The following is a 22,185-nucleotide window of genomic DNA, read 5'->3' as shown; positions in this document are numbered from 1 at the left end:
CCCGGCCGCTCATCGCCGCGCGGCCAACTACGTGCCGACGCCCGGCTGCCCGCGTGAGCGCCGACCGCTCACCGCCGGCTGCTCGCCTGCCCCGCCTGGCGCCCGGTCGGCCGCGCTGTCGAGTGTCGGCAAACACCCATCCGGCACGTCTCCAGACCGCCGACCCTGCTCGACATCAGCGGCGGCGCAGATCGGGCACCATGGACTCATGCGCTACGTCATCATCGGGGCGGGCGCGGTCGGCTCGACCGTCGCCGCTCAACTGCAACTCGCCGGTGTTCCGTCCGTGCTGATCGCTCGTGGCGAGCACGGCGCGAGGATCCGCGAGCGGGGTCTGAGGTACTTCCGGCCGTCCGGCGAGCAGCTCGTACGGATTCCGGTCGCGACCGGCGCCGCCGAGGTGGAACTCGCTCCGGACGACGTCCTGGTGGTGGCGACCAAGACCCAGAACACCGAGGAGGTACTCCAGGAATGGGCCTGGCGCCCCGCCGGTTCGGGCGTCGCCGCCGATCTGCCCGTGCTGATGTTGCAGAACGGTTTGGAGAACGAGCGCGCGGCCCTGCGCCGGTTCGCCCCGGTGTTCGGGGCGTCCCTGTGGATGCCGACGTCCTATTTGGAGCCCGGCGAGGTCAGCGCCCAGGGCGCCGAGACGTCCGGGATCCTGTGGCTGGGACAGTTCCCGTCCGGCGACGACCCTCGCCTCGAACAGATCGCCGCTGACCTGCGGACCGCGGGCTTCGGCGTCCAGATCGTGCCGGACCTGCTGCGGTGGAAGGCCGGCAAGCTGCTCGCCAACCTGGGCAACGCTGTCGACGCCTTGTTCGGGCTGGACGCGCGCGCCGCATCCTTCGGGAAGGACGTCCGCACCGAAGGTCGCCGGGTGCTGGCCGCAGCCGGCATAGATCCGGCCGACCTGCGTAAGGAGTCCGAAGTAGACACTGCCGCGGCGGACCCGGTGGAGATCCCGGGTCGTGCTCGCGGCGGCAGTTCGACCCGACAGAGCCTGGTCCGCGGCACCGGTTCGGTTGAGGGTGACTTCCTCAACGGCGAAATCGTCCTCCTGGGACGGCTGCACGGCGTGCCGACGCCACTGAACGAAGCCCTGCAACGACGACTTGCACTGGCCGCCGCCCGCGGTGAAGCCCCCGGATCCGCCGATTTCGCCGAACTCGCGCTGTCTCGTCCCCCGGTGCTGGTGAGCACGGACGAACTCCAGCGCCGGCTCGAGTCGGCCGACCCGCCGGTCTTGCTGGACGTGCGCTGGGCGCTGGGCGATCCGAATGGGCACCGTCACTTCCTTGACGGCCACCTACCGGGAGCGGTGTACGTCGACCTCGACACGGAACTCGCGGCCCCGGCCTCACCCGCGCAAGGACGACACCCGATTCCGGACGTGGAGGCCCTCCAGGCCGCGGCTCGCCGGTGGGGCATCCACGCGAATTCCACCGTCGTCGCGTACGACAACAGCGGAAACCTCGCCGCCGCCCGTGCCTGGTGGCTGTTGCGCTGGGCCGGGGTCGCGGACGTGCGGCTCCTCGACGGCGGGCTCGCCGCGTGGAACGACCGGCCACTGGAGACCGGCTTCGGACGCGTCCCGAACCCGGGCGATGTCGTCCTGGAACCCGGACACCTGCCCGTTCTCTCCATGGACGAAGCGGCCGCGTTGCCGGACCAGGGTGCGCTCCTCGACGCGCGCGCCGGGGAGCGCTACCGCGGCGAGCAGGAACCTGTGGACCCGCGAGCCGGCCACATCCCCGGTGCCGTCAGCGCACCGACCAGCGACAACCTCACCCCCGACGGTCGCTTCCGCTCGGCCGGAGAGCTCGGCACACGCTTCCGCGAGCTCGGCGCTGCCGAAGGCCCAGTCGGCGTCTACTGCGGTTCAGGTGTGACCGCGGCTCACGAAGTCGCGGCACTGGCCATCGCCGGAATCGACGCAGCCTTGTACCCCGGCTCGTGGTCCCAGTGGTCGAACCAACCCGACCGCCCGGCGGCGACCGGCCCGAAGCCCTGACGCCGGTGGCGGGCCCTGACGTCGGGGCCCGCCGCCGCCAAGCCCGCGCCGCCGCCAAGCCCGCGCCGCCGCCAAGCCCGCGCCGCCGCCAAGCCCGCGCCGCCGCCAAGCCCGCGCTGCCGCTTCGCGCTCCCGCTCCCGCTCCCGCTGCCACTTCGCGCTCCCGCTCGCGCTGCCGCTGTCGTGCTGCCCGTGCGGGGCAGTGGGGCGCCGTCGGGTACAGGTCAGGCCACGGGGCCCGCCTCGCGGCGGCCATCATGATCAGGGCGTACTCGGCCACTGACACAACACGCATTGGTCGTCCGACGCGGTTGCCGGTGGAAAGGGGCATGATGCTGTGGGATTCGAGGGCGACGTCGTCGGACCTCGCCAGCATTCGCCCGTCGTGACCTCGGTGGTCAGCCTTGCCCGTCCATGGACGACGTCACCGTCTCATGCCAGAGGCAATCACCATCCTTCCTGGTAGTTGTAGACCTATGCGCTTGCGGCCGAGCACCTCACACTGGGGAGCCTTCTCCGCCGGACTCGACGAGAACGGCGCACTCCAGGTGGCTGCCCATCCTGAGGATCCTTCCCCGTCGCCCTTGCTCGGCAACGTGCCGAGCGCGGTGACCGATCCCACCCGGATCGCCGCGCCCGCCGTCCGCCGCGGTTGGCTGGAGCGGGGACCTGGCCCAGATGCGGCACGTGGCCACGAGGACTTCGTCGAAGTCAGCTGGGACAAGGCGCTCGACCTGCTTTCGACCGAGCTTCTCCGAGTGCGGTCCGAACACGGCAACGAAGCCATCTACGGTGGCTCCTACGGCTGGGCGAGTGCCGGCCGGTTCCACCACGCCCAAAGCCAGTTGCACCGGTTCCTCAACGCCTTCGGTGGTTTCACCTCCTCTCGCAACACCTACAGCAACGGCACCAGCTCGGTGGTGCTCCCGTACATCGTCGGCAGCGCCGTGGACGCCCTGCGCAACGGTTCCAGTTGGCCGACGATCGTGGCGAACACCGAACTCCTCGTCGCCTTTGGAGGGGTGCCCGAGAAGAACGTGTTCGTCACGCCCGGCGGTGTCACCCGGCACCACACCCCGGGTTTCCTGGCGCAGCTCGCTGACCGGAACGTCGAGGTCGCCCTGATCAGTCCGCTTCGCGAGGACCTGCCGGACCGTCTCCAGGCCCGGTGGTATCCCATCCGCCCAGCAACCGACACCGCGCTTATGCTCGGGCTCGCGCACACCCTCGCCACGGAAGACCTGCACGATCGGCAGTTCCTCGATCGCTACTGCACTGGTTACGCCGAGTTCGAGCGTTACCTCCTCGGCGCCGAGGACGGCATCGCCAAGGATGCCCCCTGGGCCAGTGCCTTGACCGAGATCCCGCCCGAGGACATCGTCGCCCTCGCCCGCCGTATGGCCGTGCACCGCACGTTCATCACCGTCACCTGGTCCCTGCAACGGATCGAGCACGGTGAGCAACCCGTGTGGGCTGCGATCGCGCTGGCCGCCATGCTCGGCCAGATCGGCCTGCCCGGCGGCGGGTTCGGGCACGGGTACGGCTCGATGGGCGACACCGGCGATATCGGCCCGGACTTCCGCGTGCCGCACCTGTCACAGGGCACCAACCCTGTCCGGCAGTTCATCCCGGTGGCTCGGATCGCGGATATGCTCCTCAACCCCGGAACGCGCTACCACTACGACGGCACCGAACGCGTCTACCCCGACATCCGTCTCGTGTACTGGTCCGGAGGCAACCCCTTTCACCATCATCAGGACCTCAACCGGCTGCGGAAGGCGTTCTCCCAGCCGGACACGGTCATCGTGCACGAACCGTTCTGGACCGCCACCGCCCGGCACGCGGACATCGTGCTGCCCACCACGACCGCGCTCGAGCGCGAGGACTTCGGCTCTGGCCGCCGCGACACCCACCTCATCGCGATGCACCGTATTGCCGAGCCACATGCGCAGGCACGGGACGACTACGTGATCCTCGGTGCGGTAGCTGCCCGACTGGGCATCGAGGACCAGTTCACCGAGGGCCGCACGCCACGTGAATGGCTTGTGGATCTCTACGAGTCATGGCGGGAGCGCCTGGTGGACCAGGGCGTTGCAGTACCGTCCTTTCCGGACTTCTGGGAGGCCGGTGAATACCGGTTGCCGAACGACAGCTCCGAACGGACGCTCTGGTCGGACTTCCGTGCCAATCCGGTGGCACACCGTCTCGCGACTCCGAGCGGCAGGATCGAGATCACTTCCCAGCGAGTCGCCGCGTTCGGGTACGACGACTGTCCGGGGCACCCGGCATGGCTCGAACCCGTCGAGTGGCTCGGCGGTGAGCGTGCCCAACGCTTTCCGTTGCAGCTCATCGCCAACCAGCCGCGAACCAGGCTGCACGGGCAGCTGGACGGCGGCGCAGTCAGTCAGGGTGGGAAGGTCGCCGGCCGGGAAGCGGTTCGCCTGCATCCTCTGGACGCAAAGCCGCGCGGCATCGACGAAGGTGACGTCGTCCGGATATTCAACGACCGAGGGGCCTGTCTCGCGGGCGCCGTGCTCGCCACGGATCTTCGGCCCGGTGTGGTACAGCTTCCGACCGGCGCCTGGTTCGACCCGGTCGGTTCCCTGTGCGTGCACGGCAATCCCAATGTGCTCACCGCCGACGTACCCTCCTCCCGGCTCTCCCAGGGGTGCACCGGCCAGCACGTGCTCGTCGAAATCGAGCCTTTCGTGGGTGAGCCACCTGGTATTTCCGTGCGTCGGCCTCCGGTCCTTTCGCGCGACCGCGAAAGGTAGAACAGTGAGGTAGGGCTGATGCTGGGCATGATCGCTCCTTGACGGTTGATTGTGTTGCGCACCAGGAACTTTTGTCCTTCTGTGCACTGCTTCACGTCTCCGACCCTACACGAATATCGAAAGCTTGTTCGCACCCGATCGATCTATTTTCGAGTGCCTCCGCGAAATATCTTCCTTTTGGTAGATGGTGCTTCCGGCGTGCGTCGTGCATTCTCGGATCATCACCACACGACTGGAGGGGGACGAACATGGAGACCACGACGAGAGTCGGCCGCGGAACGGCGGCCGAGCTGGGATGGCCGGTCCCTGTTCTGGGAGCGATGTGCGCGGTTCTCGCGGGGATGCCGGCAGGAACGGTTCTTCCCACCGTCTCCGCGCTGGCGATTCTCCTTGTGGCGTTGGGTAATGCGTTGGGTCGTCGGCGGCGTCCGCGACTCGTCGAGGCGACGTCCGCCGCCGCTGCCGTGGTGTCGGTGCTGACCACCTTCCGGCAAGGTGGGGGTTCGGCGAACGGTCTGGCCGCATGGCTGCTACTCGAGACGGTGCTCCTGCTCTGCGTGCTCGTCCAGGTGGTCCGCACTGTCCCGCGGATGCGTGCACTGCTGGTGGGTGGTGCGGTCACAGCCGCGGTCGTGCTGGCGCCGTTGAGGCTCACCGCTGGTGCCAGAGCGTCTCCCCAAGCGGCTGACGTCGGCGCGTGGTGCTTTTGCTGGAGTCTTGTGGCGGTAGGAAGCATCGCGATCGGTCTGTACCTGCGCTCGCTCGACGACGCGCGGGTGGAGTCGGTCCGCGTGGCGCGGCGTGACCAGCGTCTGCGGTTGGCGAGGGACCTGCACGACTGGCTGGCTCACGAGGTGACTGGGCTGATCCTGGAAGCGCAGGCGGCGCGTGTTCCCGGGCGCGGTCCGGTTGATTCCGACTCTGCCTTGAAGAACATCGAGGATGCAGGTGTGCGCGTTCTCGACTCGATCGACAAGGTGCTCCAGTGGTTGCGCGCTGAAGGAGACATCGAGGACGGGGCCGAAGGCGAGACGCTGCCGACGATCGCGGATCTACCCGGCCTCGTCAGCCGGTTCGAAGCGCTGGGCTCGTTCGACGTCCGATTAGAGTTCGACGAGAGGACAGCGGGCCTGCAACCCGAGGTCACCAGCACTGCCTATCGGATCGTGCTCGAGGCTCTCACGAACGTTCGCCGTCACGCGCCAGCAGCCCGCCAGGTCGTCGTGGAGGTTCACCGCAACGGCGCTCACCTGATCGTCCGGGTCGCGAACGACGGGTTGCGACGGTCCGGCAGGTTCAGGCGGTCGCGAGCCGGTGGCACCGGGTTGCGTGGCCTGGGGGAGAGGATCACGGCCTTGGGCGGGACGTTGTGGGCAGGCCCGGTGGGACCGGTCGGCTGGGCGCTTCACGCGGTGCTGCCGGTGAACCGATGACGGCGACCCGCGTCCTCATCGCGGATGATCAGGAGGTGGTGCGCCGGACCGTGCGGCGCATCCTCGACGCCGAAGAGGACATCGAGGTGGTCGCCGAGGCAGCCGACGGTGACGAAGCGGTGAGATGGGCGCGCGAGGTACAGCCGGATATCGTGCTGGTCGACGTGCGGATGCCGAAGCGGGACGGCCTTTCCGTCACCCGGCTGCTGGCCGGGCCAGAGGTGACGGAACCGATGCGTGTCGTGGTGTTCACGACCTTCGAGCTCGACGAGTACGCGCACAAGGCGTTGCAGAACGGGGCGTGTGGATTCCTGCTCAAGAGGTCGGGGCCTACCTTGCTCGTCGAGGGAATCCGTGCGGCTGCGGCAGGAGACGTGTTGATCAGTCCTCAGATGACGCGGCGCCTGTTCGGGAGGCTGGGTCACCCGGGGATGAACGGGCGGAAGGCCGCGGCACTGTCCGGCCGTGAGCAAGAGGTCGTCAGGCTCGTCGCGCAAGCGCGGACCAACGAGGAAATCGCGCAGCTGATGGCGGTCTCGGTCGGCACGGTGAAAACGCATCTACGAAGCGTCCAGCGGAAGCTCAGGGTGCGGAACCGGGTCGCGATCGCGGCCTGGGTGTGGGGAACGAGCAACGAAGCGAGGTGAGCACAGTCAGAACGTAACGGAGGAGGAGGCTAGCGGAGGTTCGATGTTCGTTGATCACGCTGTGCGAAACCTACACGCTTGATCATCACCCGATAGAGTCATCTTCCTCCGTGATCGGGGAAAGTGAGAGTCTCTCGGCATTGACGAAGTCATTGCGCTGGTAGCTTTTTGCCGAACCGCCGCCTGCCTCGTGATTGGTCGGGTGACGCCGACAGGCGGTTGGGTGAAGAGCAACTGCCACGCTGTGCCGATGGAGGGTGTTGATGGCGCGCACGATCCTGCGTGACAGGTCGGGCGAGCTTGTGCGGAGCGTGCAGCTGGCGGATCGCACGGGCATCGTTGCAGCGAGCGCACCTCAACCAGCCAGGTCGCAAGGCGACGGGGAGATGGGCGTTCTCGACTTCGCCGTGGCGTCCGGGCAGCTTGATGTCGCGCTCGCGGCAGGGCTGAGCGAGGCAGCGGTGGTGGGCGAGGAGCGCCAGGTGCTCCGGCAGGTCCGCCGCAACCTGATGGTGGCTGGAGCGGCTGTCGTGCTTGTGGTGCTTGGTTGGATCGGGGGTAACACCTTCGGTTTTGAGCACGAGTCCGGCTCGGTGCCTGCCGTGGCCGCCGGACCTGTGCCGACCCCGGTGCCTGCCGCGCCGACCGAGCCGGCGCCGAGCAGCACCGTGACTCCGCAGGCTGCCGCGCCGAGTCCGAAACCGCTCTCCGCGCCGGTGACGACGAAGGCGACGCAGCCGACCCGTAAGAAGACGGAAGTCGCCGCGCCGACCACACCGTCCAAGGGTGGCGAAGCGCGGGCTGAGACCGTTGAGGAGACGCCGTCGCGGCAGGACCGGTCCAGTCTGAGTCTGAACGAGCGGCTCCAGCAGTTGATCGAGACCTGGTCGTGGGCCAGGACGAATCAGCCCGGGGACTTCGGCGACGAGCAGGACCGATCGATCAGGTCGTTCGGGCCGCTCGGGGACTGAGCGCGGGCTCCAGGTCGTCGAACGCCGCCTGCGAAGTGAGTTACCGCTGCGGCAGTAGGGTGCGGTGTCCCGATGCCGCCATGCCGGTGAAGGAGAGCCAGCGAGGTCGTCTGGCCGGGCGCGCGTGGCCGTGGTGCCGCACTGCGGGGCGCCATGGTTATGTGGCGTGCGGCGGCCGTGTTGCTGCGTTGGGGTGCCGCGCTGTGGGGGCGGCGTGTCGTCGGCCGCGCCTTCCGAGCGAGGGCGCGGCCGGAGCCGACCTGTCGCCGCATGTGCGTGCGGCGCCAGGTCAGACGTTCGTGATCTCGTCGATGAAGGCGTCCACGTCGAAGGAGTCGCTCTCCGTGCCGAGGGGGACGAGTTCCGTGGCGGCGTCCAGGAACCGCTCCACGTCCTCGCGCTCGATCTCGACCAGTGCGTAGCCGTCGGGGGACTCGATCTCCAGGATCAGGATGCCCTCGTCGGTGGACAGGTCGGGCCGGACTCGCACGTCGCCGATGCCGCACGGCTCGCGCAGGCCCGTGACGAGCAGCTCACGGGCGAAGGTCCACTCCACCCAGCGTCCGCGTTCCGTGCGGAACGCGATGTTCACGGCAAACGGCTCGCTCGCCACGTACGACAGTCGAGACAGGACTGGAGCACTGGAGCCGTTGAGTGACACGAACTGGCTCTGGGTGACGGTATCGGTGTTCACGTGCCACCTCTCGCGGTCTTGGTTCGCGCTCCCGGCGCGAACGGGTCGGACAGCGATGAGATGTAAGCGAGCGCCGAAAATGATGCCTCGCGGACGACTTTCACCGGATCCGGTGCAAAATTCTCGATCCTGTAACACGCGGAGCTGTCCGGGTCAGCCACCGTTCAGGGGAACGGCCAGGCTCACCTTGACGCGGTCCATCGCGACACTCGTGGTGAAGTGCCGTACCTCGCCGTTGTCGAAGAACATGCGGCGCGTGAACGCTTCGAACTCACCCATGTTCCGGCAGTGCACGACCAGGACGAAATCCGCTGACCCCGTAACGTAGTAGCACTGTTGCACAGCGGAATCGGCCAGCACCTGCTTCCGGAACTCGTCGAGCACCTCGATCCGTTCGCGTTCCATCTCGACCATCACGATGAAGGTCATGTCGACCCCCACCGCTCGGGGCTCGATCACCGCCACTTCACGGGAGATGACCCCGGTCTGCCGCAGTCGCTTGATGCGACGTTGTACCGCCGCGGCCGACAAGCCCACGTCGGCCCCGATCGACTCGGCGATGGTTCGTGAGTCGTCCTGCAGGCGTTTCAAAATCTCGCAGTCGAGTTTGTCCAGGTCGGCGGCGGGCACCTCCGCATCGTAACCAAAACCGGGTGTGCGGCGCGGGTCACGCGAGGCGCGCGAAGCGCATGTCACGGGCATCTTCGCCAGCAGCGAAACGCAGCCGTCACGCCCCGCGCTCGCCACAGCTGCCCTGTCCTTTGTGGAGAAGCGTTCGTACGGTTCGATCTCCAGCGCCGCCTCGCCCCGGATGCGGATGATCCGTCCGCTGCCGCGCGCCAACCCAGCGGTCAGAATCGTGCCCGGGAAGACGCCATCCGGCACGCCGGACGCTTCCGGGTGTGCTCCGGGAGGACGCGGCCGCGGTCGGCGTGCGCGAGCAACAGGTTGTCGAAATCGGTGATGAACCGCGGAGCGTCTCCGGGCCGGCACGCGCCGCATTCGGCAGGGCGCACAGCCCACGCCCCTGGTCGCCGGGAAACACACAGGTCGCGCCGCGGTCGATCCGGCGCCCGCCGGGCGTGGTGACGCCACTCTCAGGCCTGCACGTCGGCGACACGCACCGGTCGGAGTGCCGCGAGGTGGCGCACGACCAGATCCTCCAGCGAGGCCGACCGGGGTGGTGACATCGGCGGGGCGGGTGATCGGATTCTTCGAGGCGATGGCGATGGCGGGTGCAACGGCGGCGGTGGCGGCAGTGGGTGCGGTGGCGGTGGCGATGGCGGCGGCAGTGGGTGCGGTGGCGATGGCGACGACGGCGGTGGCGGCTGGTGGCGGCGGTGGCAGTGCGTGCGGTGGTGGCTGCGATGGCGATGGCGACAGTGCGTGCGGTGGCGACGGCAGCAGTGGGTGCGGTGGCGACGGCAGCGGCGGCAGTGCGTGCGGTGGCGACGGCAGCAGTGGGTGCGGTGGCGACGACAGCGGCGGCAGTGGGTGCGGTGGCGACGGCGGCGGCAGTGGGTCCGGTGGCGATGGCGGTGGCGGTAGTCGGTGCGGTGGCAACGGCGGCGGTGGCGGTAGTGGGTGCGGTGGCGGTGGCGGTAGTCAGTGCGGGTGCAACGGTGGCGGTAGTGGGTGCGGTGGCGACGGCAGTGGGCGTGGTTGCAGCGGTGGTGGCAGTGGTTGGTGCGCCAGCGGTGGTGGGTGCGGCGGCGGTAGTGGGTGCGATGAGGTTGGAGGCGTGTCCGACCGCTGCCGATGCGGTGGATGCGTTGAACGAGGTTCTGGCTGGGCCGTCGGTCCGGGCGAGCTTCGGCGGAGGAATGGCGGAACACGCCTCCCGCGGCGCCAACCCACGCGGCCGGCTCGCCGGCTTGCGGCGCGCGAAGGCGTCGAGCGGTGCAGCGACAGCAGTTGGCGGGTCAGCAAAGCACGGGCTCAGCGCCCGCGGCCGGAGTGTCCCCGGCTGGGCCGAACCCGGGTGACGGTTCCGGTCCGCGTAGTCCTTCCGGGGAGCGGTCTTGTGACCTGGAACACAACTCACCGGTCTACCCAGGGGTAGCCCCTACAAGGGATTCATGCATGAAGGACACCACGCGGTCCTTGCCGGTCTGGGAGCCTGGCTGCCTCCGCGGGTGGTGGACAACGACGACCTCGCCCGGCACCTCGACACCTCGGACGAATGGATCCGCTCACGCACAGGGATCCGCGAGCGCCGGATCGCCGGACCGGAAACATCCACTGTGGACATGGCCGTCGCCGCGGGGCGGAACGCCTTGCGCAGCAGCGGTTCCGACGTCGTCGACGCCGTCGTGCTCGCGACGGCGACACCGGACCAGTTGTGTCCGGCCAGTGCACCGCAGGTCGCTGCGGCGCTGGGGCTCAGCGGGGTCGCCGCGTTCGACGTCAACGCCGTCTGCAGCGGGTTCATCTACGCACTCGCCACCGGCGCCGGCCTGATCGCCGCTGGGGTGGCCGGCCGGGTCCTCGTCGTCGGCGCGGACGCCTTCAGCCGCTACTGCGATCCCGCCGACCGCAGCACCGTCCCGATCTTCGGTGACGGCGCGGGCGCGGTCGTTCTGCGCGCCGGCAGCGCCGGCGAACCCGGCGCGCTCGGTCCGTTCGACCTGCACAGCGAGGGTGAGAACGCCGACCTGCTGATCGTCCCCGCGGGCGGCGCCAAGCGACGCCACTCGGACGATCCCCACGACCACTATCTGACCATGCAGGGCACCGCGGTCTTCCGGCACGCGTGCGCCCGGATGGCTGAATCGGCCCGCGCGGTGCTCGCCCGATCGGGGCTTGCCGTGGACGACGTCGACCGGTTCGTGGGGCACCAGGCCAACGTTCGCATCCTGCAGGCCACCGCGAAGCAGCTGGGCGTCGCGAACGATCGCGTCGTCGTCAACATCGAAAACGTCGGCAACACGAGCGCGGCCTCCATCCCGCTCGCCCTCGCCGACGCCTGCGACGACGGCGACCTCCAGCCCGGTCACCGCGTGCTGCTGACGGCCTTCGGCGCCGGCCTCACCTGGGGTTCGACACTGCTGACCTGGCCCGACGTGAAACCCGGCGGCGAAGCCTAGTTCGTCCACGTCTTCGTGGTCGCCTCCCGGCCGCGGAGCTGGAGCGCCTCGTGCGGCGACCACAGCGCCTGCTCGCCCGCCGAACCCGCCGCCCACACGGTGTCGCTGGCCAGGATCCGGCCGGGGGCGTGCTTGGCGTGCTCGGTCAACCGCGCCGCTTCGTTCACCGCGTCGCCGATGACCGTGTACTCGAGCCGGCTGCTGCTGCCGAGCTGCCCGGCGAACACCCGGCCCCAGGCGACGCCGATGCCGAGGTCCAGCTCACCCGTTTCGCGGACCGCGTCCCGGATGGCGCGGGCCGCCGACAGGGCCGCCGTCGCCGGGTCGGCAAGCCGGGTCGGCGCGCCGAAGACGCACAGCGCGGCGTCGCCCTGGAACTTGTTCACCAGCCCGCCGCGCGCGTCCACGGCCGACACCACCGCGTCGAACAACCGGTTGAGCTTACGCACGATCTCCTCCGGTGGCAGCCGGTAGGCCAGCGCGGTCGAGTCGACGACGTCGACGAACAACGCGGCCACCTCCCGCACGTCACCGGTCAGTGAGGCGCCGTGCTCGAGTGCGTGCCGGGCCACGTCGATGCCGACGTGCCTGCCGAACAGGTCCCGCAGCCGGTCCTGTTCGCGCAGCCCCGCGACCATGCTGTTGACCGACACCTGCAGCGAGCCGATCTCGCTGGCGTCGTCCACGCGCACCGACACGTCCTTGCGGCCGCGCGTGATCAGCCCGACCGCCATCCGCAGCCGTCGCAACGGCGCGGCGACCGCGCGTGCCAGCAGCGCGGTGCCGATCGCGCCGGTGACGAGGCCGACGATCGACAGCATGATCAGGCTGGCGGTCTGGTCCGCGTTGCCGATGTTCGGTGGCGCCACCAGGATCAGCACCCCGAGCAGCGGCACACCGCTCGCCACCGCCCAGGTGATCGCGAGCCGCGACAGGACGCTGACCGACACCGCGGTGCGTGGTGGGCTCACTTCCAGCGCCGGGACCAGGATCGGCCGCCCGAGCCACTCCGCGGCCAGGTACATCAAGCCGACGGTCAGCAACCCGCCGAGGCCGACGGCGAGCGTGACGCCCAGCGCGTCGAGCGCGGACCCGAGGAAGCCGGTGAGGGTGCCGAGCACGACGGTGCCGCCGAGCCACAGGGTGCCGCTGACCAGCGCGAGGTCGCGGGGCAGTCGCAGCGCGCGGCGCGCTTCGTCCGTGCTGGGACGGCGGCCCTGGGCGACCCAGACGGCGGTGCGGCGGTGCAGCACGGCCGTCCACGCCGAGCCGACGAGCACCGACAGCAGGACGTACGCGGCGGCGCAGGTGAGCAGGATCCAGTTACGCTCGCCCATGTCGGCGGGGATGCCTTGCAGGAACAGCAGCAACCAGACGGCCGCCGCACCGCACACACTCGACCCGACGCCCAGCACGACGAACCCCAGGGCGGTGCGTAGCACCACGCGGAGTCTCGTGAGCTGGGCGAACTTCGACACGTTCGTGATCGTATTGCCCCGGCGGGGACCGGGGCTCGTTCGTCCGGGGAATGGGGCGAGACAGCCTCAGGAGGCGCGTTTCCGGGACCGTCCGGGGCGAGCGTCCCGAACGGCTTTTTCCAGCTCGGCGCGGTTGAGCTTGGACCGGCCCTTGATGTCCAGCTCGCGGGCCATCCGGTCCAGCTCCGCCTTGCTCAGTTCGGACAGGTCGGGTTCGGCCTGCTTGCGGGAGCGCCCGGACGACGCCTTCTTCTCGGCGCCCGAGGACGACTTCCCGGAGCCGCCCGAGGAGCTCTTCCGCTTTTCCACGCTGCGCGACAGCGCCTCGAACAGGTCGACCACCTTCGTCGGCTCGGCGGGGGCCTCCTCGACGCTCACCGTGCGGCCCGCCTTCTTGTCGTCGATGAGTTTGCGGACCCGCTCGTTGTACTGGTCGTGGAAGGCGCCGGGCTGCCAGTCGTCCGCCATGGAGTCGATCAGGGCGACCGCCATCTCCAGCTCGCGGCCCCGCGGTTCCGACTTCTCCGGCAGCTTCTTCAGCTCCTTCGACGGGTCCCGCACGTCCTCGGCGAACAACAGCGTGTCCAGCACCAGCACACCGTCGCCCGCGCGGACCGCGGCGATGTGTTCCCTGCCCCGCATCACGAACCGCGCGATCCCTGCCCTTTTCGTCTTCGCCATCGCCTGCATCAGCAGCCCGTAGGCGCGCCCGAACTCCTCCTTCGCCGGCGCCAGCCAGTAGCTCTTCTGGAAGTACAGCGGATCGATGTCCTCGATGTCGACGAACGACTCGATGTCTATCGAGCGCGAGCGGCCGGGCGCGATCTGGTCCAGCTCGTCCTGTTCGACCAGCACGTAGTCGCCGTCGCCGAGGTCGTAGCCCTTCACGATGTTCTCGAAGGCGACCTCGTCACCGGTCCGCTCGTTCACGCGCTTGTACCGGATCCGGTCCGACGTCCCGCGCTCGAACTGCCGGAAGTGCACCGTGTGGTCCTCGGTCGCGCTGTACAGCTCGACCGGCACCGTCACCAGCCCGAAGTTGATCGCGCCGCTCCAGATCGCCCGTGCCATCACGCCTCCCGCACCACGTACGCGGCCGGTTTGTCGTCACGCACCCCCGTGAACCGAGGATGCCGCAGCTTGCCGTCCCCGGTCCACTCCGAAAACCGGACCTGCACGACCAGCTTCGGCTCGACCCAGCGTGGCCCGCGCTCCGGGACCGGCTCGTCGAACGGCGACCGGCGCCGCTCCAGCCCGGTCAACGCGCCGGTCAGCTCGGTCAGGGTCGCCGTGGTGTACCCGGTGCCGACCTTGCCCGCGTACCGCAACCGGCCGCGGTCGTAGTAGCCGACCAGCAGCGCGCCGAACCCGGTCCGGGATCCGCCGGGGGCGCTGAACCCCCCGACGACGAACTCCTGCTCCTTGACGCACTTGAACTTCAGCCAGTCACCCGAACGCCCGGACCGGTACGGCGCGTCCGCGCGTTTGGCGATCACGCCCTCCCAGCCGTGGGCGCACGCGTGGTCGAAGTACTCCTCACCCGTGGTGTTGCGGTGGGTGGCCAGCCGCAACGGCCCGCCCCAGTCGAACGCCTTGCGCAACAGCTGCTTGCGCTGCCGCAGCGGCAGTCCGGTCATGTCGTGGCCGTCGAAGGACAGCAGGTCGAACAGGTACAGGTACACCGCGACGCCGGTGGCCTCGATGCGCCGCCGGTCGGTCAGGTGGATGCGCTGCTGCAGCCGCGCGAAGCTCGTCTGGTTGCCGTCGAACGCGACGATCTCACCGTCGGCGGTGAACGCGGATCCGCCCTGCCCGGCGAGCGCCTCTCCGAGCTCCGGATAGCCGTCGCTGATGTCGTTGTGGTTGCGCGACCACAGCACCGGCGGACCGTCGCTCACCCGGGAGCAGATCGCCCGCACCCCGTCGAGCTTGCGCTCGAACAGCCAGTTCTCGCGGGAGAACGGCTGCTGGGTCAGCGTGGCCAGCATCGGCGCGCGCCACCCGGGATCCGTCATGATCAGCGGTTACCCTGCGGAGCACTCGGCAAAACCGCAGGTCAGGACTCTCCGTCCTGCTCGGTGAGCCCGTCACGCAGCCGCTGCAGCGTGCGGGCCAGCAGCCGGGACACGTGCATCTGGGAGACACCGATCCGTTCCGCGATCTGGGTTTGCGTCATGTTGTGCACGAACCGCAGCCCGAGAATCCTGCGTTCCCGCTCCGGCAGGTCCTGGATCAGCGGCAGCAGCGCCTCGTGGTTTTCGACGCCCTCCAGTCCCGCGTCCTCCTCGCCCAGCGTGTCGCCGAGCGCGAGGTTCTCGGTGTCCCCGGACAGCACCTCGTCCAGCGACATCGAGTGGTAGGCGTTGCCGGCTTCCAGACCCTCGTAGACCTCGTCCTGGCCGACGCCGAGGTGGCTCGCGATCTCACTCGGCGTGGGTGCCCGGCCCAGCCGCTGCGCCAGCTCGGTGCTCGCGCTCGAGATCGACAGGTGCAGCTCCTTGAGCCGGCGCGGCACCCGCACGAGCCACCCGGTATCCCGGAAATGGCGGCGGACCTCGCCCATCACGGTCGGCACGGCGAAGGACAGGAAGTCCGATCCGCGGCTCGCGTCGAACCGGTCGACGGCGTTGATCAGCCCGACCGTGGCCACCTGGACCAGGTCCTCCTTCGCCACACCGCGCCCGGAGAACCGCTGCGCGATGTGCTCGGCCAGTGGCAGGTGCCCGGTGACGAGCTCGTCGCGCAGCACGGCGCGGCGGGGGTCATCGGCCGAGGTATCCGCCAGCTCCTCGAACAGGGGGGCGAGGTGCCCGTATTCGTTCGATGCTGTCGGTTTCGTCGGCTCCGTCCGGGAACCGGTCACGCGCCTGCCCCTGGGATGTCGACGACGATGCGCCGCTTGGCCAGCTCGATGTCCACCTGGTGACCCTGCCCGTTCGACTTCACGCGCGTGTCGACGGAGTCCGTGAGCGTGCTCAGGACCCGCCAGCCGAACGACTTGGTGCTCGGGGCGCTGCCCTGGTCGGACAACACCGTGCCCTGGAAGCGCAGCTCGTCGTTCTCCACCACGAAGCGGCAGCGCATGGTGGAATCCGGCACCGCCCTGGTGATCAGGGTCGAGCACGCTTCGTCCACGGCCAGCCGCAGGTCCGCGATCGAATCCAGGTCGAAGTCGGCGCGGGTGGCCAGCGTGGCCACCACGGACCGGACGATCGGCAGGTGCGCCAGGTCGGCACCGAGCCAGAGTTCGATCTCGTTCTGCGCTCGCAAGGACGGTGGCTCCCAGTCCGTCACGTTCACCTCACCGTCGTTCGAGAATTGCCTGGGAACCATCATGCCTCGAACGTGGGAAGTTCGCTCGGTCCGGTTACCGGTCGGAAGCTGCGTGTAGCTAATGTGATGACGTACTCCTCATCGATGGCGCAGGATCGCGCCGAATCCGTCGACGAGCCCCTCGTCGACGTGGACCAGGTCCGCGTTCACCGCGATGGCCGCGGCCGGGACCGCCTCGTCGGCCCGGCAGCGGTGGGTTTCGCTCGCGCCGTAGGCTTTCAGCTCCTCTTCGCCGAGCGCGATCTGCGCGGGGCTGGAGCCGGTGCACACCATGTCCTCGCCGGGGTCGCCGGCGAGGAGAGTCTCCACATTGGCTTCGCGCAGCGCGGCGGTGACGGCCTCCAGACCCTGCACGGCAAGGCCGTCCGGCTGGTTCAGGGCCCCGCGGAAGCGTTCGGTGACCTCGCTCAGACGGCTCTGCCGCATGGCCTCGGCCAGCTCGTCGGCGACGTCGGCGTGGGTCGCCTCGCGGGCGATCGACTTCGCGGCCTCGGGCAGTTCCTCGATGACCGCCTTGCGGCCCTGCACCTCGCCGGCGACCACGATCAGCTCGGCCCCGGTGCGCTCGGCCAGCCGCGCGACCGCGGCCGCGACATCGGAAGCGTTGTGGTGCCGGATCTCTTCCGCGCGGTGCTGCATGCGGTGGTGCGCCTCGCCGCCGCCGCGGGTCTTGTGGACCGGGTGCTCCTGACCGGTGACCTCCTCCGAAGCCATCTCCTCGCCGTGCGCGTCGTAGGCCCTGATCGCGCCGCCGACCTGGTCGACATCGGCGACCACGTGCGACAGGCGCAGCTCGCCGTACCGCGCCAGCGGCAGCAGGTAGGGCAGGCCGGAGACGCGCGCGATGGTCGACGCGGGCGGACCAGCCAACTGCTCGTCGACCAGGACCTCCGCACCCGCGGCGAGCAGCACGCGCCCGCTCCGGCCGGTCGCGCGGGCGCCGTCCATGATCGCGGCCTCCAGCGCGCTGAGGGCGCCGTCGGGGGCGTGCTGGGCGGTCAGCGAGTCCTTCAGCTCGCGCCACTTCAGCTCCAGCTGCTTCTCCGCGTCCGCGGTGTCGTGCGAATCCTCGAAGTAGACGGACGTGAACGGACCGGTCGCGTCCACCAGAGGGCGCAGCGTCGTCGTGTCCATGCCCCGCTTCTTACCCGGCGGCGTGCACGGTGAAACGCCACGGTTTCATGGGGGTATGACGGTGGTTTTCGACGAATCCGGCGGGGTCCCCCGATGAGCTGGTGGGAGGCGCTGCTGGTGTTCCTGGCCGGGGTCTGGGCCGGCACGATCAACACGGTCGTCGGCTCCGGGACGCTGGTCACGTTCCCCGTTCTCGTCGCGCTCGGCTACTCGCCGGTGACCGCGACGACGTCGAACGCGATCGGGCTCGCGCCCGGCACGATCAGCGGGGCGATCGGTTACCGGCACGAGCTGACCGGGCAGGGCAGGCGGGTGGCGCGCTACGCGATCCCGTCTTTCCTCGGCGCCATCGGCGGGACGGTGCTGTTGCTTTCCCTGCCGCACGACGCCTTCGAGGCCATCGTGCCGGTGCTGGTCGGGCTGGCCGTGGTGCTGGTGATCATCCAGCCACGGGTGTCGGCGTGGGTCACGCGGCGGCGGGAGGCCGGGGCGGGCGGTGGCTCGCACGGCCCGCTGCTGATGGTGCTGATCTTCCTGGTCGGCGTGTACGGCGGCTACTTCACGGCGGCGCAGGGCGTCATGCTCATGGCGTTCATGGGCATGCTGCTGACCGATTCGTTGCAGCGGCTCAACGGGATCAAGAACGTGCTCTCCGCCGTGGTGAACGTGGTGGCGGGCACGATCTACGCGTTCGTCGCGCCGGTCAGCTGGCCGGTGGTCGCGCTGCTGGCCGTCGGGTCGACCGTCGGCGGGCAGCTCGGCGCCAAGATCGGGCGCAGGCTGCCGCCGACGGTGCTGCGCGGCGTGATCGTCGTGGTCGGGATCGCCGCGATCGTGCAGCTGGTGATCAACGGCTGAAGCCGCGCGCCGCCTGCAGGAACGCGTCGTTCTCGTCACGGGTGCTGATCGTCACCCGCACGCCGTCACCGGCGAAGGCCCGCACGACGACCTTGTTGGCCAGCGCGTGCTCGGCGAACTCGAGTGCGCGGTCGCCCAGCGGCAGCCACACGAAGTTGGCGTGCGTCTCGGGCACCTCGTAGCCGGCGGCGGTCAGTTCGTCGGCGACGCGCTGCCGCTCGGTGACGATTTCCGCGCAGCGTTCGCGCATCTCGTCCTCGGCGTCGAGCGAGGCCATCGCCGCGATCTGCGCCAGCGAGTTCACGCTGAACGGGATGTAGACCCGGCGCACCACCCCGGTCAGGTCCTCGGGCCCCACCAGGTAGCCGACGCGCAGGCCGGCCAGACCGTAGGCCTTGGAGAACGTCCGCAGTACCACGACGTTGTCGCGGGTGCGCGCGAACTCCATCCCGTCCGGCACGCCGGGATCGGTGACGAACTCGCGGTAGGCCTCGTCCAGCGCGACGACCACGTGCGACGGGACCTGGTCGAGGAAGCGGACCAGCTCCTCGCGCCGGTTCGCGGTGCCCGTCGGGTTGTTCGGATTGCAGACGAAGACCAGCTTCGTCTTCGGCGTGATCGCGGCGAGCATCGCGTCCAGGTCCTGCGTGTGCGTCGAGTCCAGCGGCACCTGCACCGATGTCGCGCCCGCGATCTGCGTGACGATGGGGTATGCCTCGAACGAGCGCCACGCGAACACGACCTCGTCACCGGGTGCGCACAGGGCCTGCGTGAGCTGCTGGCACAACGCGACCGAGCCGCAGCCGAGCGCGATCCGCTCGACCGGGAAACCGAACTTGCGGGCCAGCCGCTCCGCCAGCGCGGTCACGCCCATGTCCGGGTAGCGGTGCACGTCCGCGGCGGCGTCGGCGATGGCGGCCCGCACGCTGGGCAGGGGACCGCCAGGGCATTCGTTGCTCGCGAGCTTGATCGCGCCCGGCACCGTCCGCCCGGCGACGTAGGCGGGCAGCGAGCCGAGATCGGGGCGGGTCTGGACGGACATGGCTGGCTCCTTCGGTCGAACGCGCTCCTGCCACGTTATCCCGGACACTTGATCGCGATTTCTGTTGACTCCCGTTCACCCGGGGGTGGTTGAGTAGGGCGATGACGGAGACGCACACCGAGCACTACCGGCGGGACGACGGACGCGCGATCGAGCTGACCTCCGCCGAGCCCGACAACGTCGTCCGGGGCGGGCTCGTCGTGCTGCACGAGGTCGGCGGGGTCACCGACGGAGTGCGCCTGCTGATTTCGAGCCTGGCCGCGGAGGGATGGCTCGCGGTCGCGCCGCACATCGAGGGCGACCCGTCGGCGGACGGCGTACTGGCGGCCACCGACATCGCGCTGGCCTGGCTGGTCGACCGAGGGGTGCAGGCCGACCTGCTCGGCGTGGTCGGTTTCGACATGGGTGGCACGGCCGCGCTGCTGGTCGCCGCCAACCGCAAGCTCGGCGCCGCGGTCAGTGTCGGCGGGCAGGGCGTGGCGGAGAAGCCGGGGCTCGTCGAGATCGCACGTGAGCTGGTCAGCCCGTGGCTGGGGCTGTACGGCGACGCCGGTGACGAGCTGAGCGCGGCCGAGGTGGAGAAGCTGCGCGAGGCGGCGGCCGGCTCGCGGGTGGCGACCAACGTGGTCCGCTACGCGGGCGCCAACCACCGCTTCGACGCCGACCCCGGCGCCGCCGTCGAGGCCTGGCAGCGCACCTTGAGCTGGTTCGACGCCCACCTCCGCTAATACCCTTCCGGGGTGACCACCGATGCTGACACCCCGGAAGTGTTGTGGCGCCCGGCCCCGGAGCGGGTCGCCGCGAGCAGGATTCAGGCGTTCCGCGACTGGTTGCGCGCCGAGCGTGACGTGTCCCTGGACGGTTACGACGAGTTGTGGCGGTTCTCCGTCGACCGGCCCACGGAGTTCTGGGGCGCCGCGGCGGAGTTCCTCGGCGTCCGCTGGCACTCGACGCCGGGCGCGGTCCTCACCGCAGCCCGCATGCCGGGCGCCGAGTGGTTCCCCGGTGGCACCCTCAACTACACCGAGCACGCACTGACCGGTGCCGACGACGACCGCGCGGTGATCTTCGAACGCGAGGACGGGCTGAACGCCCGCCTCACCTACCGCGAGCTGCGGTCGCAGGTGGGCGCGGCACGGGCGGCGCTGGCCGCGCTCGGTGTCGGCCGCGGCGACCGGGTGGTCGCGCTCGCGCCGAACTGCCCGCAGACGCTGATCGCGTTCCTCGCCACCGCGAGCCTCGGCGCGATCTGGTCGTCCTGTTCACCGGACTTCGGCGTGCGCGCGATCAGCGACCGGTTCACCCAGATCGAGCCGAAGGTGCTCGTCGCGGTCGACGGCTACGTCTACAACGGACGGTCGTTCGACGTGCGGCCGACGGTCGAGCAGCTGCGCACCCGCATCCCTTCACTGACCGCGACCGTCGTCGTCGACTACGCCGGTGGCAGCGTCGAGGGGGCCCTCGACTGGGACGAGCTGCTCGCCGCGCACGCGGGCGCGGAGCTCTCGTTCGAGGCGGTGCCGTTCGACCACCCGCTGTGGGTGCTCTACTCGTCCGGCACGACCGGCCTGCCGAAGGGCATCGTGCAGGGCCACGGCGGGATCGTGCTGGAACACCTCAAGGCGACCGTGCTGCAGATGGATCTCGGGCCGGGCGACCGCTTCTTCTGGTTCACCACCACCGGCTGGATGATGTGGAATTTGCTGCTCGGTGGGCTGCTCGCGCGCTCGACGATCGTGATGTACGACGGCAGTCCCGGTCACCCGGACCTGAACCGGCTGTGGCGCCTGGCTGACGAGCAGCGCATCACCTATTTCGGCACTTCCGCGCCGTTCATCCAGAGCTGCCTCAAGGCTCGCGTTCGTCCGGCCGCCGAGTTCGACCTGTCCGCGCTGCGGGCGCTCGGGTCGACCGGTGCGCCACTGAGCGACGACGGGTTCCGCTGGATCGCCGACGAGATCGGCCGGTCGGTGCAGATCTGCTCGGTGTCCGGCGGCACCGATCTGTGCGCGGCGTTCGTCGGGGCCGCGCCGGACGTGCCGGTGTGGCTGGGCGAGCTGTCCTGCCGCGCGCTCGGGGCGGCGGTGACGGCGTTCGACGAGGACGGGCACGGGGTGGTCGACGAGGTCGGCGAACTGGTCGTGACCGGGCCCATGCCGTCGATGCCGGTGTCCTTCTGGAACGACGACGACGGCTCACGCCTGCGCGAGGCGTACTTCGACACCTTCCCCGGCGTGTGGCGGCACGGCGACTGGATCCGGATCACCCCACGCGGTTCGGCGGTGATCTACGGACGCAGTGACTCCACACTCAACCGCGGCGGCGTGCGGATGGGCACCGCGGAGTTCTACCGGATCGTCGAAGGCTTCGACCAGATCGCCGACTCGCTCGTCATCGACACCACGCGCGTGGGGAATACGGAGGGTGAACTCCTGTGTTTCGTCGTGATGGCGCCCGGTGACGATCTTGCCGCCGTCGAGCCGGAACTGCGCGCGCACCTGCGGCGCGGCCTGTCACCACGGCACGTGCCCGACCGGTTCATCCAGGTGGCGGAGGTGCCGCGGACGCTGAACGGTAAGAAGTGCGAGGTGCCGGTCAAGAAGATCCTGACCGGTGTGACGCCGGACAAGGCGGTCAGCCGGGACGCGCTCGCGAACCCGGCCGCGCTGCAGCCCTTCGTCGACATGGCGAGGGGAGTAAGGGAGTAGGGGTTGTCGGGGA

Annotated in this window: 20 protein-coding genes; 10 read left to right on the top strand and 10 right to left on the bottom strand. The window is 69.7% G+C overall.

The window, feature by feature from the left end; all coding sequences use genetic code 11:
- Positions 1–208 precede the first annotated feature (208 nt).
- The 5 genes from HNR02_RS36440 to HNR02_RS07600 all read left to right on the top strand — a co-directional run bounded on the left by HNR02_RS36440 (position 209) and on the right by HNR02_RS07600 (position 7,839).
- Entirely contained in the window at positions 209–2,014 is a 1,806-nt protein-coding gene (locus HNR02_RS36440) for a rhodanese-like domain-containing protein (RefSeq protein WP_179772475.1), read from the top strand.
- Between the two features lie 434 nt (positions 2,015–2,448).
- A complete protein-coding gene (locus HNR02_RS07615) occupies positions 2,449–4,788 on the top strand; it encodes a molybdopterin-dependent oxidoreductase (protein WP_312860933.1) in 2,340 nt (779 codons plus the stop codon).
- A 248-nt stretch (positions 4,789–5,036) separates the two neighbouring features.
- Positions 5,037–6,221: a sensor histidine kinase gene (locus tag HNR02_RS07610; protein WP_179772473.1), complete on the top strand. Its 1,185-nt coding sequence runs from the start codon at positions 5,037–5,039 to the stop codon at positions 6,219–6,221.
- Positions 6,218–6,868, top strand: coding sequence for a response regulator (locus HNR02_RS07605; protein ID WP_179772472.1), 651 nt, complete (start codon positions 6,218–6,220; stop codon positions 6,866–6,868). Before HNR02_RS07610 ends, HNR02_RS07605 begins: the two co-directional genes overlap by 4 nt.
- A 263-nt stretch (positions 6,869–7,131) precedes the next feature.
- Complete coding sequence (locus tag HNR02_RS07600; RefSeq protein ID WP_179772471.1) at positions 7,132–7,839, top strand: hypothetical protein; 708 nt, start codon at positions 7,132–7,134, stop codon at positions 7,837–7,839.
- A 289-nt stretch (positions 7,840–8,128) separates the two neighbouring features.
- On the opposite strand, the gene HNR02_RS07595 is transcribed toward HNR02_RS07600, so the two are convergent.
- The 3 genes from HNR02_RS07595 to HNR02_RS36735 all read right to left on the bottom strand — a co-directional run bounded on the left by HNR02_RS07595 (position 8,129) and on the right by HNR02_RS36735 (position 9,549).
- Positions 8,129–8,533: an SsgA family sporulation/cell division regulator gene (locus tag HNR02_RS07595; protein ID WP_179772470.1), complete on the bottom strand. Its 405-nt coding sequence runs from the start codon at positions 8,531–8,533 to the stop codon at positions 8,129–8,131.
- A gap of 153 nt (positions 8,534–8,686) precedes the next feature.
- A complete protein-coding gene (locus HNR02_RS07590; protein ID WP_179775758.1) occupies positions 8,687–9,163 on the bottom strand; it encodes an Lrp/AsnC family transcriptional regulator in 477 nt (158 codons plus the stop codon).
- A gap of 221 nt (positions 9,164–9,384) precedes the next feature.
- Positions 9,385–9,549: a hypothetical protein gene (locus HNR02_RS36735; RefSeq protein WP_179772469.1), complete on the bottom strand. Its 165-nt coding sequence runs from the start codon at positions 9,547–9,549 to the stop codon at positions 9,385–9,387.
- Positions 9,550–9,864: 315 nt separating this feature from the next.
- Here HNR02_RS36735 and HNR02_RS07580 point away from each other — a divergent pair, with 315 nt between their 5' ends.
- Positions 9,865–10,518, top strand: a complete 654-nt coding sequence (locus HNR02_RS07580) for a hypothetical protein (protein ID WP_179772468.1) — start codon at positions 9,865–9,867, stop codon at positions 10,516–10,518.
- A gap of 93 nt (positions 10,519–10,611) precedes the next feature.
- Positions 10,612–11,619: a beta-ketoacyl-ACP synthase III gene (locus tag HNR02_RS07575; protein ID WP_179772467.1), complete on the top strand. Its 1,008-nt coding sequence runs from the start codon at positions 10,612–10,614 to the stop codon at positions 11,617–11,619.
- Here HNR02_RS07575 and HNR02_RS07570 read toward each other — a convergent pair.
- The 6 genes from HNR02_RS07570 to HNR02_RS07545 form a co-directional block, all read right to left on the bottom strand.
- Complete coding sequence (locus HNR02_RS07570) at positions 11,616–13,097, bottom strand: adenylate/guanylate cyclase domain-containing protein (protein ID WP_179772466.1); 1,482 nt, start codon at positions 13,095–13,097, stop codon at positions 11,616–11,618. The two genes, HNR02_RS07575 and HNR02_RS07570, sit on opposite strands and share 4 nt — an antisense overlap.
- Positions 13,098–13,163: 66 nt before the next feature.
- The gene (ku, locus tag HNR02_RS07565) at positions 13,164–14,168 is read right to left on the bottom strand and encodes a non-homologous end joining protein Ku (RefSeq protein WP_179772465.1); all 1,005 of its coding nucleotides are present in this window, start codon (positions 14,166–14,168) and stop codon (positions 13,164–13,166) included.
- Positions 14,168–15,112, bottom strand: a complete 945-nt coding sequence (ligD, locus tag HNR02_RS07560; RefSeq protein WP_179772464.1) for a non-homologous end-joining DNA ligase — start codon at positions 15,110–15,112, stop codon at positions 14,168–14,170. The genes ku and ligD overlap by 1 nt, the downstream gene beginning before the upstream one ends.
- Before the next feature lie 41 nt (positions 15,113–15,153).
- The gene (locus HNR02_RS07555; RefSeq protein WP_179772463.1) at positions 15,154–15,960 is read right to left on the bottom strand and encodes a SigB/SigF/SigG family RNA polymerase sigma factor; all 807 of its coding nucleotides are present in this window, start codon (positions 15,958–15,960) and stop codon (positions 15,154–15,156) included.
- Entirely contained in the window at positions 15,957–16,391 is a 435-nt protein-coding gene (locus tag HNR02_RS07550) for an ATP-binding protein (RefSeq protein ID WP_312860932.1), read from the bottom strand. Before HNR02_RS07550 ends, HNR02_RS07555 begins: the two co-directional genes overlap by 4 nt.
- A gap of 117 nt (positions 16,392–16,508) precedes the next feature.
- Positions 16,509–17,564: an Rv2629 family ribosome hibernation factor gene (locus HNR02_RS07545; protein WP_179772461.1), complete on the bottom strand. Its 1,056-nt coding sequence runs from the start codon at positions 17,562–17,564 to the stop codon at positions 16,509–16,511.
- A 93-nt stretch (positions 17,565–17,657) separates the two neighbouring features.
- Between HNR02_RS07545 and HNR02_RS07540 the strand changes: the two genes are divergently transcribed.
- The gene (locus tag HNR02_RS07540; RefSeq protein WP_179772460.1) at positions 17,658–18,422 is read left to right on the top strand and encodes a sulfite exporter TauE/SafE family protein; all 765 of its coding nucleotides are present in this window, start codon (positions 17,658–17,660) and stop codon (positions 18,420–18,422) included.
- Here the strand turns inward: HNR02_RS07540 and hisC are convergent.
- Positions 18,412–19,464 carry a histidinol-phosphate transaminase gene (gene hisC / locus HNR02_RS07535; protein ID WP_179772459.1) on the bottom strand — a complete coding sequence of 351 codons (1,053 nt, stop codon included), beginning with the start codon at positions 19,462–19,464 and terminating at the stop codon, positions 18,412–18,414. The genes HNR02_RS07540 and hisC overlap by 11 nt on opposite strands.
- A gap of 101 nt (positions 19,465–19,565) precedes the next feature.
- On the opposite strand from hisC, the gene HNR02_RS07530 reads away from it, so the two are divergent.
- Together HNR02_RS07530 and HNR02_RS07525 are read left to right on the top strand one after the other, a co-directional pair.
- On the top strand, positions 19,566–20,192 hold the full coding sequence (locus HNR02_RS07530; protein ID WP_179772458.1) for a dienelactone hydrolase family protein: 627 nt from the start codon (positions 19,566–19,568) through the stop codon (positions 20,190–20,192).
- Positions 20,193–20,204: 12 nt separating this feature from the next.
- Positions 20,205–22,172 (top strand): acetoacetate--CoA ligase, encoded by a 1,968-nt coding sequence (locus tag HNR02_RS07525; RefSeq protein WP_179772457.1) that lies wholly within the window; start codon positions 20,205–20,207, stop codon positions 22,170–22,172.
- The last annotated feature ends 13 nt before the right edge of the window (positions 22,173–22,185 follow it).

This window comes from Amycolatopsis endophytica (genome assembly GCF_013410405.1).
In the GTDB taxonomy this organism is placed as follows: domain Bacteria; phylum Actinomycetota; class Actinomycetes; order Mycobacteriales; family Pseudonocardiaceae; genus Amycolatopsis_E; species Amycolatopsis_E endophytica.
The sequence above is the reverse complement of the archived record's forward strand: the minus strand, read 5'-3'. Positions and strand labels throughout refer to the sequence as shown.